General features: G+C 71.1%; 17 protein-coding genes and 1 pseudogene. 14 read left to right on the top strand and 4 right to left on the bottom strand.

Features of this window, described 5'->3' with window-relative positions:
- Positions 1-15: 15 nt before the first annotated feature.
- From ABD785_RS04825 to ABD785_RS04810, 4 genes are read left to right on the top strand one after another with little or no spacing between them, the layout of a single operon-like run.
- Positions 16-1,269: an OB-fold domain-containing protein gene (locus tag ABD785_RS04825; RefSeq protein WP_344822527.1), complete on the top strand. Its 1,254-nt coding sequence runs from the start codon at positions 16-18 to the stop codon at positions 1,267-1,269.
- A complete protein-coding gene (locus tag ABD785_RS04820; protein ID WP_344822525.1) occupies positions 1,266-2,432 on the top strand; it encodes a lipid-transfer protein in 1,167 nt (388 codons plus the stop codon). The genes ABD785_RS04825 and ABD785_RS04820 overlap by 4 nt, the downstream gene beginning before the upstream one ends.
- 48 nt (positions 2,433-2,480) lie before the next feature.
- Entirely contained in the window at positions 2,481-3,071 is a 591-nt protein-coding gene (locus ABD785_RS04815) for a Uma2 family endonuclease (RefSeq protein WP_344822523.1), read from the top strand.
- A 52-nt stretch (positions 3,072-3,123) separates the two neighbouring features.
- Positions 3,124-3,576: a pyridoxamine 5'-phosphate oxidase family protein gene (locus ABD785_RS04810; protein WP_344822522.1), complete on the top strand. Its 453-nt coding sequence runs from the start codon at positions 3,124-3,126 to the stop codon at positions 3,574-3,576.
- Between the two features lie 135 nt (positions 3,577-3,711).
- Here the strand turns inward: ABD785_RS04810 and ABD785_RS04805 are convergent, their stop codons facing one another.
- On the bottom strand, positions 3,712-5,280 hold the full coding sequence (locus tag ABD785_RS04805; RefSeq protein WP_344822520.1) for a DHA2 family efflux MFS transporter permease subunit: 1,569 nt from the start codon (positions 5,278-5,280) through the stop codon (positions 3,712-3,714).
- 148 nt (positions 5,281-5,428) lie between these two features.
- Here ABD785_RS04805 and ABD785_RS04800 point away from each other — a divergent pair, with 148 nt between their 5' ends.
- The 10 genes and pseudogenes from ABD785_RS04800 (at position 5,429) to ABD785_RS04755 (ending at position 14,315) form a co-directional block, all read left to right on the top strand.
- Positions 5,429-6,058 carry a TetR family transcriptional regulator gene (locus tag ABD785_RS04800; protein WP_344822518.1) on the top strand — a complete coding sequence of 210 codons (630 nt, stop codon included), beginning with the start codon at positions 5,429-5,431 and terminating at the stop codon, positions 6,056-6,058.
- Between the two features lie 105 nt (positions 6,059-6,163).
- Positions 6,164-7,336: a glutamate-cysteine ligase family protein gene (locus tag ABD785_RS04795; RefSeq protein WP_344822516.1), complete on the top strand. Its 1,173-nt coding sequence runs from the start codon at positions 6,164-6,166 to the stop codon at positions 7,334-7,336.
- On the top strand, positions 7,324-8,586 hold the full coding sequence (gene egtB, locus ABD785_RS04790) for an ergothioneine biosynthesis protein EgtB (RefSeq protein WP_344822514.1): 1,263 nt from the start codon (positions 7,324-7,326) through the stop codon (positions 8,584-8,586). Before ABD785_RS04795 ends, egtB begins: the two co-directional genes overlap by 13 nt.
- Position 8,587: 1 nt before the next feature.
- Positions 8,588-9,322: an ergothioneine biosynthesis protein EgtC gene (gene egtC, locus ABD785_RS04785; RefSeq protein WP_344822512.1), complete on the top strand. Its 735-nt coding sequence runs from the start codon at positions 8,588-8,590 to the stop codon at positions 9,320-9,322.
- Between the two features lie 14 nt (positions 9,323-9,336).
- On the top strand, positions 9,337-10,281 hold the full coding sequence (gene egtD / locus ABD785_RS04780) for an L-histidine N(alpha)-methyltransferase (RefSeq protein WP_344822510.1): 945 nt from the start codon (positions 9,337-9,339) through the stop codon (positions 10,279-10,281).
- A 72-nt stretch (positions 10,282-10,353) separates the two neighbouring features.
- The gene (locus ABD785_RS04775) at positions 10,354-11,292 is read left to right on the top strand and encodes a LacI family DNA-binding transcriptional regulator (RefSeq protein ID WP_344822508.1); all 939 of its coding nucleotides are present in this window, start codon (positions 10,354-10,356) and stop codon (positions 11,290-11,292) included.
- Between the two features lie 21 nt (positions 11,293-11,313).
- Positions 11,314-12,060: pseudogene (locus tag ABD785_RS04770) on the top strand (ABC transporter ATP-binding protein); the annotation flags it as partial.
- 13 nt (positions 12,061-12,073) lie between these two features.
- The gene (locus ABD785_RS04765) at positions 12,074-12,724 is read left to right on the top strand and encodes an ABC transporter permease (RefSeq protein WP_344822506.1); all 651 of its coding nucleotides are present in this window, start codon (positions 12,074-12,076) and stop codon (positions 12,722-12,724) included.
- Positions 12,721-13,383 (top strand): ABC transporter permease, encoded by a 663-nt coding sequence (locus ABD785_RS04760; RefSeq protein WP_344822504.1) that lies wholly within the window; start codon positions 12,721-12,723, stop codon positions 13,381-13,383. Before ABD785_RS04765 ends, ABD785_RS04760 begins: the two co-directional genes overlap by 4 nt.
- Positions 13,384-13,400: 17 nt before the next feature.
- On the top strand, positions 13,401-14,315 hold the full coding sequence (locus ABD785_RS04755) for a glycine betaine ABC transporter substrate-binding protein (RefSeq protein WP_344822502.1): 915 nt from the start codon (positions 13,401-13,403) through the stop codon (positions 14,313-14,315).
- 353 nt (positions 14,316-14,668) lie between these two features.
- On the opposite strand, the gene ABD785_RS04750 is transcribed toward ABD785_RS04755, so the two are convergent.
- From ABD785_RS04750 to ABD785_RS04740, 3 genes are all read right to left on the bottom strand, one after another.
- Positions 14,669-15,391: a hypothetical protein gene (locus ABD785_RS04750; protein WP_344822500.1), complete on the bottom strand. Its 723-nt coding sequence runs from the start codon at positions 15,389-15,391 to the stop codon at positions 14,669-14,671.
- A gap of 34 nt (positions 15,392-15,425) precedes the next feature.
- Positions 15,426-15,992: an RNA polymerase sigma factor gene (locus tag ABD785_RS04745; RefSeq protein ID WP_344822498.1), complete on the bottom strand. Its 567-nt coding sequence runs from the start codon at positions 15,990-15,992 to the stop codon at positions 15,426-15,428.
- Between the two features lie 79 nt (positions 15,993-16,071).
- Positions 16,072-16,872, bottom strand: a complete 801-nt coding sequence (locus ABD785_RS04740) for an IclR family transcriptional regulator (protein WP_344822496.1) — start codon at positions 16,870-16,872, stop codon at positions 16,072-16,074.
- Positions 16,873-16,876: the final 4 nt, after the last annotated feature.

The following is a 16,876-nucleotide window of genomic DNA, read 5'->3' as shown; positions in this document are numbered from 1 at the left end:
GTCTTTGGAGCTTGCATGCATGACGAGCTGATGGCGCTCGCCGAGAAACTGACCGGGCTGGGGGAGCGTCCCGCGCCCGTGCCGCTGGACCCCGTGAACGCCCCGATGATCCGGAACTGGCAGCAGGCGCTGGGGGAGAAGGGCTCGTGGGAGGCCGAGGCGCCGCCCGCGATGCTCCAGGTCTGGTCGATGCCCGGGCTGGTGGACACGAAGGCCGGATCGGCGGCGGACGAGATCCTGCAGAAGCTGAACGCCGGCGGCTTCACCGGGGTCGTGGCCGTCAACTGCGAGCACGCCTACGACCGTCCGATCCGGATCGGGGAGCGGCTGCGCTCGACGATGCGGTTCGGGGGGATCGCCGGGCCGAAGCGCACCGCGATGGGCGAGGGCTACTTCGTCACCTGGCACCAGGCCTGGTACTCGGGCGACGAGCGGGTCGGCGAGATGCTGTTCCGCGTCCTCAAGTTCCTGCCGGTGAAGCGCAGGCCGGCGGGCAAGCCGATCCTGCCCGCGATCGGGCTCGACACCGAGTTCTTCTGGGCGGGCGCCCGCGAGGGCGAGCTGCGGATCCAGAAGTGCGGGGAGTGCGGCGTGCTGCGGCACCCGCCCGGCCCGATGTGCCCGTCCTGCCATGCCACGAAGCGGGACTTCGTGGTCGCCTCCGGCCGCGGGACGGTCTACAGCCACGTCGTCCACCACCATCCGCCGGTGCCCGGACGGACGCCGCCCTACGTCGTCGCCCTGGTCGAGCTGGAGGAGGGGCCGCGCATCATCGGCAACCTCCTCGACATCGCGCCGGAGGACGTCACGGTGGGGATGCCCGTGCAGCTGACCTTCCAGCAGATCTCCGACGACGTGACGCTCCCGCAGTGGCAGCCCGCCGGCACCCCGCCGCCCGCGCCCAGAGCCGTCCGGGAGACCCGCTCGGACTGGGACGCCCTGGAACTGCCCCTCACCCCGACCCTCATCGTCGCGACGGCCATCGCGACCAGGGACTTCACCCCGGTCCACCACGACGTGGCCCTCGCCCGCGCGCAGGGCTCCAAGGACATCTTCCTCAACATCCTCACCACGATGGGGCTCGTCCAGCGGTACGTGCTGGAGAACAACCCCGGCGCCTCCGTCGCCGGCATCAAGGTCAGGCTCGGCGCCCCCGCCTACGCGGGCGACACCCTGACCCTGACCGGAACCCGCGAGGGGGACGTCGTGACGGTGCGCGGCGCCGTCAGCCTCGGTGACCACGTGAATGCGACGGTGACGCTCCGATGAGCCTCTCTGGCAAGACCGCCATCGCCGGGATCGGCGCGACCGAGTTCTCCAAGGAGTCCGGACGCTCCGAGCTCCAGCTCGCCGCCGAGGCGTGCCTGGCCGCCATCAAGGACGCGGGCCTGTCACCGTCCGAGGTGGACGGGCTGGTGACCTTCACCCAGGACGTGAACACCGAGATCGCCGTCGCCCGCGAGCTGGGCATCGGCGAGCTGACCTTCTTCTCCCGCGTCGAGTACGGCGGCGGCGCCGCGGCGGGCACCGTCGCCCACGCCGCCGCGGCCGTCGCCGCGGGGCTGGCCAAGACCGTCGTGTGCTACCGGGCGTTCAACGAGCGCTCCGGCCACCGCTTCGGGCAGGCCAACGCCTCGACGCGCGGCGCCACGCCGCAGGGCCTGGAGTTCTCCTGGCACCTGCCCTACGGCTTCGCCACGCCGGCGAGCTGGGTGGCGATGTACGCCCGCCGCTACATGCACGCCTACGGCGTCACCAGCGAGGACTTCGGACGGGTCGCGGTCGCGATGCGGCGCCACGCCTCGACCAACCCGGCGGCCTGGTTCTACGAGCGGCCGATCACGCTGGAGGAGCACCAGGCGTCGCGGTGGATCGTCGACCCGCTCCATCTGCTGGACTGCTGCCAGGAGTCCGACGGAGGGGTCGCGATCGTCGTCACGTCGGCCGAGCGCGCCCGCGACCTGCCCAACACGCCGGCGATCATCTCGGCCGCGGCACAGGGCTCGGGCGCCGACCAGTACATGATGTTCAGCTACTACGGCGACTCCGACCTCACCGACCTGCCCGCCATGGGCGTCGTCGGAGGGCAGCTGTGGGCGCAGTCGGGGCTGACCCCCGCGGACGTCCAGACCGCGATCCTCTACGACCACTTCACCCCGTTCGTGCTGGTGCAGCTCGAGGAGCTGGGGTTCTGCCCGCGCGGCGAGGCCGGGAACTTCATCGCGGACGGCGGCATCGAGATCGACGGCCACCTCCCGGTGAACCCGCACGGCGGCCAGCTCGGCGAGGCCTACATCCACGGGATGAACGGCATCGCCGAGGCGGTCAGGCAGCTGCGCGGAACGGCGGCCAACCAGGTCGCGGACGTCTCCAACGTGCTGGTGACGGCGGGCACCGGCGTCCCGACGAGCGGGCTCATCCTCACTCTCTGAAGCGGCGGAACATCACAGAGAGGTCACCGCGCGGCTAGGCTCGACGGCATGCTTCCCGACCAGACGATCGTGTCCGCCGGCCTTCACCTGACCGAAGAGGAGTACGACGCTCTGCCGAGGGAGGTCGCCGACCTGATCGAGGTCGTCGACGGCCGGGTCGTCCACCGCGAACCGCCGTCGTCGGAGCGGCGGCGGGTGGTCCGCAACCTCGTCGCCGCGCTCAGCCCGGTGCGGCCGACCCCCGGTTCGGCCGAGGTCCGCAGGGACGCCGACATGAAGTTCTCGACCCGGCGCGGCCGCTCCCGGTTCACGATCCGGCGGCCCGACGTCAGCGTGTTCCGTCCCCTTCCCGAGGGGGCGGAACCGACCTCCGCCGACGTCTGCACCGCCATCGAGGTCACCGACCCGGCCTCCCGGACGGGCTTCGCGCAGAAACTGGCCGAGTACGCGGGCCAGCGCATCCCCGTCTTCCTCGTCGTGGCCGTCGACAAGGGCCGCGTCCAGTCCGTCGACGAGTACCGCCTCGACGGCTCCGGCCGCTCCTACGAGGTCGCGGCCGTCCACAGCGAGCGCCTCGCCGTCGAGCTCTCCGAGGGCCTCAACCTCAACGCCACCTTCGCCGACCTCGCGAGGGTCTAGACGACCGGGTCCACCACGGTGCGCGGGGCGGGGTGATCTTAAGCTGGTCCGCATGGAAGCACCCCGTACCGCCGAACGGCGCCGCCGCGACACCCTCGACCGCCTCGAGAACGACGTGGACGCCTGGATCGCGACCGCCGATCCGGGGACCGGCACGCCGCACCTGGTCCCGCTGTCCTTCCTCTGGGAGGGGGAGACGCTCCTGATCTCCACGGCGGCGGCCACGCCCACGGCCCGCAACCTCGCCGCGTCCGGTCTGGCCAGGGTCGGGGTGGGTCCCACCCGTGACCTGGTCCTCATCGAGGCGTCGGCCGAGGCGCTCGACCCGGCGTCCCTGCCGGCCGCCCTGGGCGACGCCTTCGCCGCCAAGACCGGCTTCGACCCGCGCGCCGAGCCGAACCCCTACCTCTACTTCCGGCTGACCCCCTCCCGCGTCCGGGCCTGGCGCGAGGTCAACGAGCTCAAGGACCGCGACATCACCCCGCTCGTGGCGCGGGAGCGCTGACGGGCGTCACGATCCCGTGCAGGGCCAGCCCGGCCAGGCGCGCGGGCGCGGACCAGGTGAACCTGCATGTGATCACCGAGGGGTCCGGCCGCCCGCCGCGCGGTGGCGGGAGCTCGCCGGTGCGCTCGACCGAGGTCAGACGCCGTGACCGGGGGTCACGGGGGAGGCGCCCTTGCGGACGGTCAGGGCGACGAGGGTGGCCGCCAGGGCGACGGCGCCCGCGACCGCCATGGACGTCTGGAAGCCGTCCATGAAGGCCAGGTGGGCGGCCGAGGTCACGGCGTCGGTCAGGGCGGGTTCCGTGGCGGGCGCGACGCCCTGGGAGACCGCGCCCGTCGAGGAGGCCAGGTGCTCGGTGGTGGCCGCCGGGACGCCGGCCTCGGTGAGCCGGGCGGCGAACGCGCCGTCCACGCGGGTGGCGAGGATCGTGCCGAGGACCGAGGTCCCCAGGACGCCGCCGAGCTGTGAGGCGGTCTGCTGGAGCCCGCCCGCGACCCCGGCCAGATGGGCGGGGGCGTTCCCGACGATCGCCTCGGTCCCCGCGACGATCACCAGCCCGAACGCGGTGCCGATCAGCACGAACCACGGCCAGATCGCGGAGTAGGCGGCGTCCACGCCGATCCGCGACAGCCCGAACATCGCGGCGGCCGTGATCGCCATGCCGAGCATCAGCGGCACCCGGGGCCCGAACCGCTGGGTCAGCGCCCCCGCGATCGGCGAGGCGACGATGAACACGCCGGTCATCGGAAGCATCCGGACGCCCGCGTCGACCGGGCTCATCCCGTGGATCTGCTGGAGGTAGAGCGTGATGAAGAAGATCGTTCCGAACATCGCGAAGAAGCCCAGCACGATCAGCACCGTCGCGGCCGACAGGGACGCCGACCGGAACAGCCCCAGCGGCAGCAGCGGATGCTCCGCGCGCAGCTCGTTGGCGACGAACAGCGCCATGAGGACGGCCGCCGCCGCGAACGACGCCATCGGCACCTGGGCGCCGAAGCCGTCGGATCCGGCCTTGATCAGCCCCCAGACGAGCGCGAAGAGCGACCCCGACAGCAGCGCGACGCCCGGCAGGTCGAACGAGCCGTGCGGGTCCTCGCCGCGCGACTCGCGGATCACCCACAGGCTCATGACCAGGGCGATCAGGCCGAGCGGCGCGTTGAGGAAGAACACCGACTCCCAGGTGGCGTGCTCGACGAGCAGGCCGCCGACGATCGGCCCGCCCGCGATCGAGATGCCGACGGTGGCGCCCCAGATCCCGATGGCGGCGTTGAGCCTTTCCGGCGGGAAGGTGTTGCGCAGGATCGCCAGCGAGGCGGGCTGCAGGAGTGCCCCCGCGAACCCCTGCAGCACCCGGAAGGCGATCACCCAGCCGAGGCTCGGGGCGAGCCCCACCGCGACGGAGGCGGCGGCGAAGCCGATGATCCCGGCGACGAAGGTCGCCCGGCGGCCGAAGCGGTCGGCGATCTTGCCTGCCGGGATCAGCGTGACGGCCAGCGCCAGCAGATAGGCGTTGGTGACCCACTGGAGCCCCGACAGGTCGGCGCCCAGGTCGGCGGCGATGGCCGGGTTGGCGATGGAGACGACGGTGGCGTCGAGGCCGACCATCATCACGCCCAGGGAGACCGCGACGAGGGTGAGCCAGGGATGGCCGAGGCCGGTGCGTGGGCGGGGTGTGATCGGGCGTTCGAGCGTGGTCTGGGTCAAGGGGTCCTCCTGTTCGGCTTCCGTCAAAGTGTCATGATGTGACAGATGTCGTCAAGCGACGAACGTATGCTTGAGACATGAGTCACGTGAAGACAGTTGGCGGACCGAGACCTTTGTCCTCCGCTGACGAGCGGCGTATCATGCGCCCATGACGGTCGACATGGGGCGCCGCGAGCGCAAGAAGCAGGCCACCCGCGAGGCCCTCGTCGACGCCGCCTTCCGCCTGTTCGAGGAGCGGGGGTTCGAGGAGGTCACCGTCGAGGAGATCTCGGACGCGGTCGACGTGTCGTCCCGGACCTTCTTCCGCTACTTCCGGTCGAAGGAGGACGTGGTCCTCACCTTCCAGGAGGAGATGCAGGAGGCCGTCCTGGCGGCGCTGCGCTCCAGGCCCGCGGCCGAGCCGGTCCTGACGGCCGTCCGGGCGGCGGCGACGGTCATCGCCGAGGACTGCGAGGGCGGGGCCGGCGGCTTCTCGCCCGCCCGCTTCGACCTGTTCCAGCGCATGATGATGACCAGTCCCGGGGTTCTGGGCAGCAGCCTGGAGCACCAGCAGAAGAAGTGCACCGACCTGGCCGCCGAGATCGCCCTGCGGATGGGCGTCGATCCGCTGGAGGACGACCGGCCCTACGTCGTCGCCGCGATCGCGAGCACGGCGTTCCAGACCGCTGCCGACCTGTGGCGCAGGCGCCCCGGCACCTCGCTGCCGAGCCTGATCGGGACGATCTTCGACATGCTCGAACAGGGCCTCGACTACCCGAGCGCGCTCCCTAGGGATTGACCCAGTATTTCGGCATGTTGCGTAGTTCACTCAGATTTTCCGATTCAGGGGGATCGGTGATCCGGTTCACAAGGGGAGGGTGAAAGACGGACCCTGGGAGGGCGAGTGGGGCTTACCGTCGACGACGTTTTCGAGCATGTGCACGGGGTGTGCTTCAAGAAGGGCCCGCCGCGGCGGGTGGGGGCCGAGACGGAGTGGTTCGTCCGGGAGGGCGGCGAGGTCGTCGCGATCTCGCGGCTGCGGACGGCGCTGGCGGCGGACCTGCCGGCCGGGAGCAGGGTCACCTTCGAGCCCGGCGGCCAGCTGGAGCTGAGCACGCTGCCGTTCGCCACGGCCGGGCAGGTGTGCGAGGCGCTGGAGCGAGACCTGGAGGCGGTACGGGAGCGGCTTCCGGGGGTCGAGCTCCACGGTTACGGGGTCGACCCGGCCGGGGTGCCCCCGATGCAGCTCACCGAGCCGCGCTACCGCTGCATGGGCGAGTACTTCGGTGATCTGACCATGATGTGCGCGACGGCGTCGGTGCAGGTCAGCGTCGATGTGGGGCTCGAGGTGGAGCGCCGCTGGCGGCTGGCCCACATGCTCGGCCCGGTGCTGGTGGCCGCGTTCGCCAACTCCGCCACCCACGAGGGCAGGCTGACCGGCTGGCGCTCCACCCGGCAGGCCGTCTGGGCCCGGATGGATCGCTCCCGCACCGGTGCGCCGCGCGGCGGCGACCCCGTGACGAGCTGGGCGGAGTACGCCCTCGACGCCCGGGTGATGCTCGTGCGCGGCGAGTCCTGGACCGCCGATCCCGGCATGACCTTCCGCGAGTGGCTGCGCTCCGGAGACCCCACCCTCGACGACTTCGCCTACCACCTGACGACGCTGTTCCCGCCGGTCCGCCCGCAGGGCTGGCTCGAACTGCGCATGATCGACGCTCTTCCGGAGCCCTACTGGCGCGTTCCGGTGGCCGTCGTCTCGGCTCTGATGGACGCCGTCCCGGACGCCGCCGAGGCCGCCGCCGAGCCGGTCGCGGGCCGCTGGGCGGTCGCCGCCCTCGACGGCCTCACCGACCGGGCCCTGGGCCGCGCCGCCCTGGCCTGCTTCGAGGCCGCGCTGGCCGCCCTGCCCGACGGGCCGCTGAAGACCGTCACCGCCGAGTACGCCGACCGCTACGTGGCCAGGGGCCGCACCCCGGCCGACGACCGTCCCGGGCCGGTGCGCAGGGAGAGGGAGCACCAGGCGAAGGAGCGTCAAGCGGAGGAGCGTCAAGCGAAGGAGCAGATGTGGACGCGCTGAAGGAACGGATCGCGGCGGACCTGACGGCCGTGCGCGAACGCAGCCATCTGCTGACCGCCCTGGAGGACGACCAGCTCGTCTCCCAGGTGTCGCCGTTGATGTCGCCGCTGGTGTGGGACCTCGCCCATGTCGGCAACTACGAGGAGCTGTGGCTGCTGCGCGAGGCGCACGGCATCGCGCCCCTGCGCCCGGAGATCGACACCCTCTACGACGCGTTCGAGCATCCCCGCGCGTCCCGCCCCGCCCTGCCGCTGCTGCCCCCTGCGGAGGCGCGCTCCTACATCCGGACCGTGCGGAACAAGGTCCTGGACGCCCTGGACGGCCTCGGCCCGCACAACCGCTTCCTCTACGAGATGGTCATCCAGCACGAGCACCAGCATGACGAGACCATGCTGGCCACCCACCAGCTCCGCACCCTGGCCGCCCCCTTCACCGAGCCCGCGGGCGTCCCGGGGGAGATCGTGCCGTTCGCGCCCGAGACCCTGGTCCCCGGCGGCCCGTTCGTGATGGGCACCAGCGACGACCCGGCGGCCTACGACAACGAGAAGCCCGCCCACCGGGTCGACGTGCCCGGCTACCTCATCGACACCGTGCCCGTCACCAACGGCGCCTACCAGGCCTTCATCGAGGCGGGCGGGTACGACGACCCGCGCTGGTGGGCCCCCGAGGGCTGGGCGTGGCGGCGGAGCAGGGAGATCGGCGCCCCCGCCTTCTGGTTCAAGGAGGGCGTCTGGCTGCGGCGCCGGTTCGGGACCGTCGAGGAGGTGCCGCCGGACGAGGCCGTCCAGCACGTCTGCTGGTACGAGGCCGACGCCTACGCGCGCTGGGCCGGGCGGCGGCTGCCCACCGAGCGGGAGTGGGAGAAGGCGGCCCGCTGGAACCCGGAGACGCAGCGGTCCCAGCGCTATCCGTGGGGTGACACCTTCGAGCCGGGAAGGGCCAACCTGGGACAGATCCGTTTGCGGCCCTCCGAGGCGGGATCTTTCAGTGAGGGAGCGTCCCCCTCCGGGGTGCGCCAGCTCATCGGAGATGTGTGGGAGTGGACGTCGACGGACTTCCGGGGATACCCCGGCTTCCGCTCCTACCCGTACAAGGAGTACTCGGAAGTGTTCTTCGGCAAGGACTACAAGGTGCTGCGCGGCGGGTCGTGGGCGACCGACGCCACGGCCTCCAGGGGCACCTTCCGCAACTGGGACTACCCGATCCGGCGGCAGATCTTCGCCGGTTTCCGCACGGCCAGGGATCTGTAGGGTGTGCCGCCACGTCGCCTACCTCGGTCCGCCCGTCACGCTGCACTCGCTGCTCTACGGCCCGCCGCACGCGTTGCAGCGGCAGTCGTACGCGCCCAAGTACAACCTGCACAACGTGCTGAACGCCGACGGCTTCGGCGCCGGCTGGTACGCGGGCGACCGGGTGGTGCGCTACCGCCGCAACATCCCGATGTGGCAGGACGTCGGGTTCGCCGAGCTGACGGAGATCCTGCAGACGTCCTGCGTGGTCGCGGCCGTCCGCAGCGCCACGACGGGCTTCCCCGTGGACGAGGCCTGCGCCCAGCCGTTCCGGTGCGAGCGCTGGCTGTTCAGCCACAACGGCAGGGTCGAGGGGTTCGGCGCGGTCGAGGCCAAGCTCCGGGAGATGGCCGGCGACCTCTCGCTGGTCCCCGAGGCGCGGGCGCCCGTCGACTCGGCCCTGCTCTTCGCCAGGTCCGTCCGGTCCTGGCGCGGCGGCCGGACCCTCGCCGAGGGCCTCGCCGAGACGGTCAGGACGGTCAGCGCGATCGCTCCCGGCCGCTACAACCTCCTGGCCTCCGACGGCCAGGGCATCGCGGCGACGGCCTGGGGGGACAGCCTGTTCTTCCGCTCGGCCGACCACGCCGTGGTGATCGCCTCCGAACCGTACGACAGCAGCCCGTCCTGGCAGCAGGTGCCCGACCGGTCTCTGGTCACCGCCGACCGGCACGGCGTCTCCGTCCACCCCCTCCGATGAAGCAGAGGACCGACATGGATCGCCATCTGGACCCCGCCGAGCTCGACGCGGCACTGCGCAGGGACGTCGCCCTCGGGCTGACGTCCCGGCCGAAGACCCTGCCGCCCAAGTGGTTCTACGACGAGCGCGGCAGTGAGCTCTTCGACGAGATCACCCGGCTGGAGGAGTACTACCCGACGCGCCGGGAGCGATCGATCCTCGCCGAGCGCGCGGCCGAGATCGCCGAGCTCACCGGCGCCCGCACCCTGGTCGAGCTCGGCGCGGGCTCGGGGGAGAAGACCCGCCTGCTCCTGGACGCCCTGCCGCTGGCCGGGTACGTGCCGGTGGACGTCAGCGGGGAGTTCCTGGGCGACGCCGCGGCGAAGATCGCCGAGGAGTACCCGGGGCTGGCGGTCCTGCCCGTCGTGGCCGACTACGAGCACCATCTGAAGCTGCTCCCCGACGGAGAGCGGAAGATCGTCGCCTTTCTGGGCGGCACGATCGGGAACATGGTCCCGGCCGAGCGCGAGGGCTTCTTCACCGGCGTCCGGGAGATCCTCGGCGAGGGCGACGCGCTGCTGCTGGGCGCCGACCTGGTCAAGGACGAGCGCCGTCTGGTCGCCGCCTACGACGACTCCCTCGGGGTCACCGCGGAGTTCAACCGGAACGTCCTGCGGGTGATCAACGCCCGGCTCGACGCCGACTTCGACCCGGAGTCCTTCCAGCATCTGGCCGTCTGGGATCCCGGTCAGGAGTGGATCGAGATGCGGCTGCGGGCCCGCGGCCGCCAGGACGTCAGGGTCGGCGCCCTGGGCGTCACCGTCCATTTCGAGGACGGTGAGGAGATGCGCACCGAGATCTCCGCCAAGTTCCGCCGCGAGGGACTCGAACGCGAGCTCGCCGAGGCCGGCTACCGGGTGGAGCGCTTCTGGACCGACGCCGCGGGGGACTTCTCCCTCACTCTCGCCAGACCCGTCTGAAAGGGTCCCCGATCGCCGGATATCCGGGGGGCGGATCTCGGAAATGTCCGTCCCCCCTCCTAGGGTGGTCTGATGGCCCGAGTCACGATCCGGGACGTGGCGCGGGTGACGGGTCTGTCCCCCGCGGCGGTCTCCTACGCCCTCAGGGGCCAGCACACCTCGGCGGAGACCCAGCGGCGGGTCCGGCGGGCCGCGGCCGAGCTCGGCTACGAGGCCCATCCGATCGCCCGCGCCCTGGCCAGCGGGAAGACCGGGATGGTCGGCCTGATCTGCGGGTCGCTGGAGGACTTCTGGCAGCAGTCCCTGGCCGTGGAGATCGGCCGGGCGCTGCTGGCGGTCGACCGGTACGCCATCATCCTGGACGCAGCGGACGATCCCGTGCGTGAGCGCGAGCTGGCGCGCCAGCTGAAGGAGCAGCAGGTCGACGGCCTGATCGTGCAGCCGATCGACCCCTCGGCGCCGTTCTGGGCGGAGCTGGCGGCCGAGCTCCCCGTGGTCTCGATCGGCGACTCCCTCACCGGCAACCCGCACGGGGAGGTCGTCTTCGACAACGAGGAGGGCCTCCGCCTGGTCCTCGGCCATCTGGCGGGCCACCGGATCGCGGTCCTCACCCCCACCCCGCTGCGCGTCGGCCTCCCGCCGGAGATCGAGGTGATCCTCACCCCCTCCGGCCTGGCCGAGTCGACCGCCGTGGCCAGGGAACTCCTGGTCAGGCCGGACCGCCCGACCGCGGTGTTCTGCCTGTCCGACTCGATCGCCTACGGCGTGTACGCCGCCACCCGTGAGCTCAGCCTGGAGGTCCCGGATGAGATCTCCGTCTGCGGGTACGACGCCCATCCGCTGTCGGCGCTGCTGTCCCCGCCGTTGACGACCGTCGACTGGGATCTGCCGGAGGTCGCGGCGGATTCCGTCCGTTTGGTGGTGGGAGCGATCGAAGAACAGACGCATCGGCGGATCGTCCGGAAACCGAGGCTGTGTCCGCGAACATCCACTGCTAGCATTACAGATTAATCCGAGCGATTAGGTAGGAAATTGATCACCTTCAGTGGCGTGACCAAGCGCTACGCCGACGGCACCGTGGCGGTGGACGAGCTCGACCTCGAGCTGGCCACCGGCGAGATCACGGTGCTGGTCGGCCCCTCGGGCTGCGGGAAGACCACGACGCTGCGCATGATCAATCGCATGGTCGAGCCCACCTCCGGCACGATCAGGATCGACGACGTGGACGTCACGACGAAGGACGCCGCCCAGCTCCGGCGGGGCATCGGCTACGTCATCCAGCAGGGCGGGCTGTTCCCCCACCGCACGATCATCGACAACATCACGACCGTCCCGCGGCTGCTGGGGGTGGGCAGGAAGGAGGCCCGCGCCACGGCGGCCGAGCTGATGGAGCGCGTCGGGCTCGACCCGAAGTTCGCCAAGCGCTATCCCCACCAGCTCTCCGGCGGCCAGCAGCAGCGCGTCGGGGTCGCCAGGGCACTGGCCGCCGACCCGCCGGTCCTGCTCATGGACGAGCCGTTCAGCGCCGTCGACCCGATCGTCAGGGGCCAGCTCCAGACCGAGTTCCTGCGCATCCAGAGCGAGCTGCACAAGACCATCGTCTTCGTCACCCACGACATCGACGAGGCCGTCCGGCTCGGGCACCGCATCGCGGTCTTCGCCAAGGGCGGCAAGGTCGCCCAGTACTCCGCCCCCGACGAGCTGCTGGCCACCCCCGCGCCCGGCTTCGTCACGGAGTTCCTGGGCGGGGAGCGGGGGCTGAAGAAGCTCCGGTTCTTCCGGGAGCTCGCCGATGCCTGAGGACGAGCCGCTGATCCGGTGGGACTGGATCCAGGACCACTACGGGCTGTTCGGCGACCTCACGTTCCTGCACCTGAAGCTGGCGCTGCTGCCGATCCTGTTCGGGCTGCTCGTCTCGGTCCCGCTCGGGGTGCTGTGCGCGCGCTGGCGCTGGCTCTACCCGCCGGTCCTGACCGCCGTGAACATCCTCTACGCGGTGCCGTCGCTGGCGCTGTTCCTGTTCCTGATCGACTACTTCGGCCTCGAGATCTGGACCGTCGTCATCCCCCTGACGCTCTACACGCTCTCGGTCCTGGTCCCCAACGTCGTCGACGGCCTCCGCCAGGTCCCCGAGCACGTCCGCCAGGCCGCCACCGCGATGGGGTACACACCGCTGCGCCGGCTGGTGGCCGTCGAGCTGCCGATCGCGGTGCCCGTGATCATCGCGGGGCTGCGGGTCGCGACCGTCTCCAACATCAGCCTGGTCTCGCTCGGCGCGATCATCGGGATCGGCGGGCTCGGCTCCCTGTTCAAGACCGGCTTCGACCTGCAGTTCACCACCCCGGTCATCGCGGGCATCGTGCTGATCGTGCTGCTGGCCGTGGTGTTCGACCTGGTGCTGGTCGCGCTCCAGCGCCTGCTCACCCCCTGGAGCGCCCGATGAACGAAGGCTGGACCTGGCTGACCGACGGGGACAACTGGCACGGCCCCGACGGCATCCCCACCCGCGTCGCCGAGCACCTCGGCTACAGCCTCCTCATCCTGCTGATCGCGGTCGCGATCGGCGTGCCCCTCGGCCTGCTCATCGCGCGCACCGGCAACCCGCTCGCCTTCACGGTGATCAGCGTGGCCAACGCCTTCCGCGCGCTCCCCACGCTCGGCCTGCTCGTCCTGATCTACCTGCTGACGACCGGCGGCGACTCGGCGGCGCTGATCCCGCTGATCGCGCTGGCCGTCCCGCCGATCCTCCTCAACACCTACGAGGGGATCCGGCAGGTCGAGCCGCAGATCAGGGACGCCGCCTCCGGCATGGGCATGACCGGGCTCCAGATCCTGCTGAGAGTGGAGCTGCCGATCGCGGTGCCACTGCTCATGCTGGGTGTTCGCACGGCCGCCGTGCAGGTGGTCGCCACGGCGACCGTCGCCGCTTACATCAACCTGGGCGGGCTCGGCGGCTACATCATGGACGGCGTCCTGCTCCAGGAATACGGCACCGTCGTCGGCGGTTCCGTCCTGGTAGTGATCTTGGCGATCGCCGTCCAGCTCTCCTTCACCCTGCTCGGCCGCGTGCTCACCCCCAAGGGACTGCGGCAGAAATCCTGAAAGGATCTCCACCTCACATGCGTTCTCTCTCCATCCTCGCCGGAACCGCGCTGCTCGCGACGCTCGTCGCCGGGTGCGGTGACGACGGCAAGTCGGACAATCCGCTCGAGGCGCCGAAGCCCAGCGGCTCGGCCTCCTCGAAGACCATCACGGTCGGCTCGGCCGCCTTCCCCGAGTCCGAGCTGCTCGCCGAGATCTACGCGGGCGCGCTCGAGGCCAAGGGCGTCACGGTCAAGAAGCAGCTGAAGATCGGTGAGCGCGAGGCGTACTACAAGCTCATCGAGAACGGCACGATCAGCTTCTTCCCCGAGTACAACGGCGCGCTGCTGGCCTACCTCGACCCGAAGGGCGAGGTCCCGGCCACGGCCGAGGACACCACCAAGGCGCTCACCGGCAAGCTGCCGGCCTCGCTGAAGATCCTCGCCCCGTCGCCCGCCGAGGACAACGACTCCCTGACGGTCACCCAGGAGACCGCAACGAAGCACAACCTCAAGACCCTCGACGACCTCAAGCCGGTCGCGAAGGACTTCACCGTCGGCGGCCCGGCCACCTTCGAGCAGCGGTTCAAGGAGAAGTTCAGCAGCGTCTACGGCCTGACCTTCAAGGGCTGGACCCCCGACCGCTCCGGCGGCGGCAACATCCCGACCTGGCTGAAGAGCGACAAGGTCCAGATCGGCAACGTGTTCACCACGTCGCCGGCGATCGTCACCCAGAACCTGGTCGTGCTGGAGGACCCCAAGCACGTCTTCGGCTTCCAGAACATCACCCCGCTGGTCCGCGCCGACGCCGTCGACGCGACCGCCGAGGGCGTCATCAACGGCGTCTCCGCCAAGCTCACCACCGAGGACCTCCTCAAGCTGGTGAAGGAGATCGCGATCGACAAGAAGGACGCCGCGTCCGTGGCCAAGGAGTGGCTCGCCGCGCACCCGTGAATCCGTTCGTGACGACGATGGCCGCTCCCGCGTGGGGGCGGCCATCGTCGTCACCGGGGAGCGGGCGTGCGGGGAGGGGCCGGGAGAGAAAGCGGCCCGCCACGTCTGCGCGACCACCCCAGATCGACAGACGCGGCGGACCAGTGAATGAGCCGTGTTCGCGGGCCCGGGCAAAGCCCGCGAACACGGCATACTGCCGAACTCCTCGCGCGACCGGACGGCCGCTCTCACAGTGGGGTCGCCGCACCGTCCGGACCGGAGGGCGCGAGAAGACCCGGCAGTTCCGGGCATCGGGGCCAGCGGGAACGGGGGCAGAACCCGCTGTGATGCCCGGAGTCTTCTTCAGTTGTGGTCTAGGGCGTGAGCAGGGAGTCCCACGCCTTCTTCTGGTCCTTGATCCAGCGCTCGAGCGCCTTGTCGTCCCTGGCCGGACGCAGGGGCCACTGGGGCCAGTCCTGGGGTCGTCCGGCGTCCTTGCCGAGCAGGGTGAAGCAGTAGCCGAGGACGTCCTTCCTGCCCCCGGCGGCCTTGATCAGCCGATCGAGGCCGGCGGTGTCGGCCTTGCGGCCGAGGAACGCCTTGCACAGGTCCGCCAGTTCCGCGGTCTGCGCCTTCTTCGTGCCGGGCTTCACCTTGGCCTTGGGGGCCTGCTTGCGGGTGAGCTTCTCCGGCGAGGGGGCCACCGTGGGAGCGGGCGGCAGCGGAGCCGGGGTGGTCGCCGAGGGAACGACGGTCGGGCCGGTGCGGCCCGCGTTCCCCGCCGCGATGACCGCGCCGCCGCAGACCGCCGTCACGGCCACCGCGAGCCCCACGGCTTTGACGGTCACCGCCCTGGCCGTCCATGCGGACGATCTCCCCCTGCCACGCGTCGATGAGGTCCTCCCGAGCACCACGACCGGACTGTCGAGCGCCATCCGGAACGTGGCCACCGCGATCTCCTCGCCGGCCAGTTCGCTCGCGGTCCCGGGTACGGCCACCGCGGCGAGCAGATCGGCGAGAGGATCCGCGTCCTGGCCAGCAGGAAGTCCGCGGAGCAGTCGCTCTGCGTCCCTCTTGCCGATCCCTTTAGCGCTCATCTCATCTCTCTCAGCGCCGCGCCGCACGGAAGTGTCACTCGATTTCCGTCGCGAGTTTTTTCAGTCCCCGGTAGGCGGCCGTCCGGACCGCCCCGGCGCGCTTCCCGAGGACCTGACCTGCGGTTTTGGCGTCGAGACCGAGGACGACCCGGAGCAGGACGGCCTCGGCCTGGTCCTGGGGGAGCCGCCGGATGAGGTTCAGGGCCCGTTCGGTGCCGATCCCGTCGAGGGCGCTGCCCTCGGTGTCCTCGTCGGAGGCCCGCTCGGCGAGCTCGTCCAGCGGGGTCTCGGCCTGGGGGCGGCGCTGGCGGCGGCGCACGTGGTCGAGGGCGCGGTTGCGGGCGATGGTGGTGGCCCAGCCGCGGAACCCGTCGTACTCGCCCTTGAACGAGGGCATGTCCCGGACGATCTGCAGCCAGGCCTCGGAGGCGACGTCCTCGGAGTCGTCGGAGACCAGGACGCGCAGATAGCGCAGCAACCGCGGATGCAGATCCTGGTAGACCGTACGGAAGGCCTCCTCGTCTCCCCGCTGAGCGCACCTGACGGCCGCGGAGAGCGCGGTTTCATCAGGGAGTGTGCGCTGGGCCACCTTCCGATCCACGGGCCCAACTATGGTGCCTAAAGCGGATGAAGTGAAGAATTTGTTTGTTAACGAAGGTTCCTGAACTTCGTTCACTTATCTACTGGCGTCCACCTTCCGGGCCTGAAGTCAGGTGAGTGCCGGGAGGGGAGTGGCCGCTGAGGCGCCGGGTGAGCTCTGAGGCGGCTCTCTGGACGTGCGCGGCGAGGTCGGGCCAGGTGGCCTCGGGCCGGTCCCCGGACCGGAAGGTGACGCCCACGGAGGCCGCGGGACGGCCGGTGTGGTCGAAGGCCGCCGCCGCGATCGTCGTGAAGCCGGGAGTGACCTGGCCGTGCTCGTAGGACCAGCCGCGGCGGGCGTCGGCGGACAGGACGCGCCGCAGTTCGGTGAGCGTCGCGGGGCCGGTTCCCGAGCGGTCGGCCAGCGGCCAGGGGAGCGTGGCGCGGACCTGGGCGGGGGACAGCCGGCACAGCATCGAGCGGCCGCTGGCGGTGAGCTGGGCGGGCAGCCGGACGCCGACGTCGGTGACGAGCGTCGCGTGGTGGCGGGGCTGCTCCTTGAGCAGGTACAGCGTGTCGGCGCCGTGCAGGACGCCGAGCTGGGCGATCTCCTGGACCTGGTCGACCAGCCGGTGCAGGACCGTGCGGGCCAGCCGCACCAGTGGGCCCTGGCGCAGATACGCCGAGCCGATCTCGAAGGCGGCGACGCCGAGCCCGTACCGCTGCTCCTCGGGCAGATAGGCCACGAACCCCTCCGCGATCATGGCGTTGAGCAGGTGATAGGTGCTCGACCGGGGGATCCCGAGCCGCTGGGCGACCGCGGCGGCCTCCAGGGGCTCCGCGGAGGCGGCCAGGATCCGCAGGACGGCCAGCGTCCGGATCGCCGAGGGTACTTGGGCCATGGGC

This window comes from Actinocorallia longicatena (assembly GCF_039534125.1).
Classification (GTDB): domain Bacteria; phylum Actinomycetota; class Actinomycetes; order Streptosporangiales; family Streptosporangiaceae; genus Actinocorallia; species Actinocorallia longicatena.
Note: the sequence above shows the minus strand (reverse complement) of the source record. Positions and strands in the feature narration are given on the sequence as shown.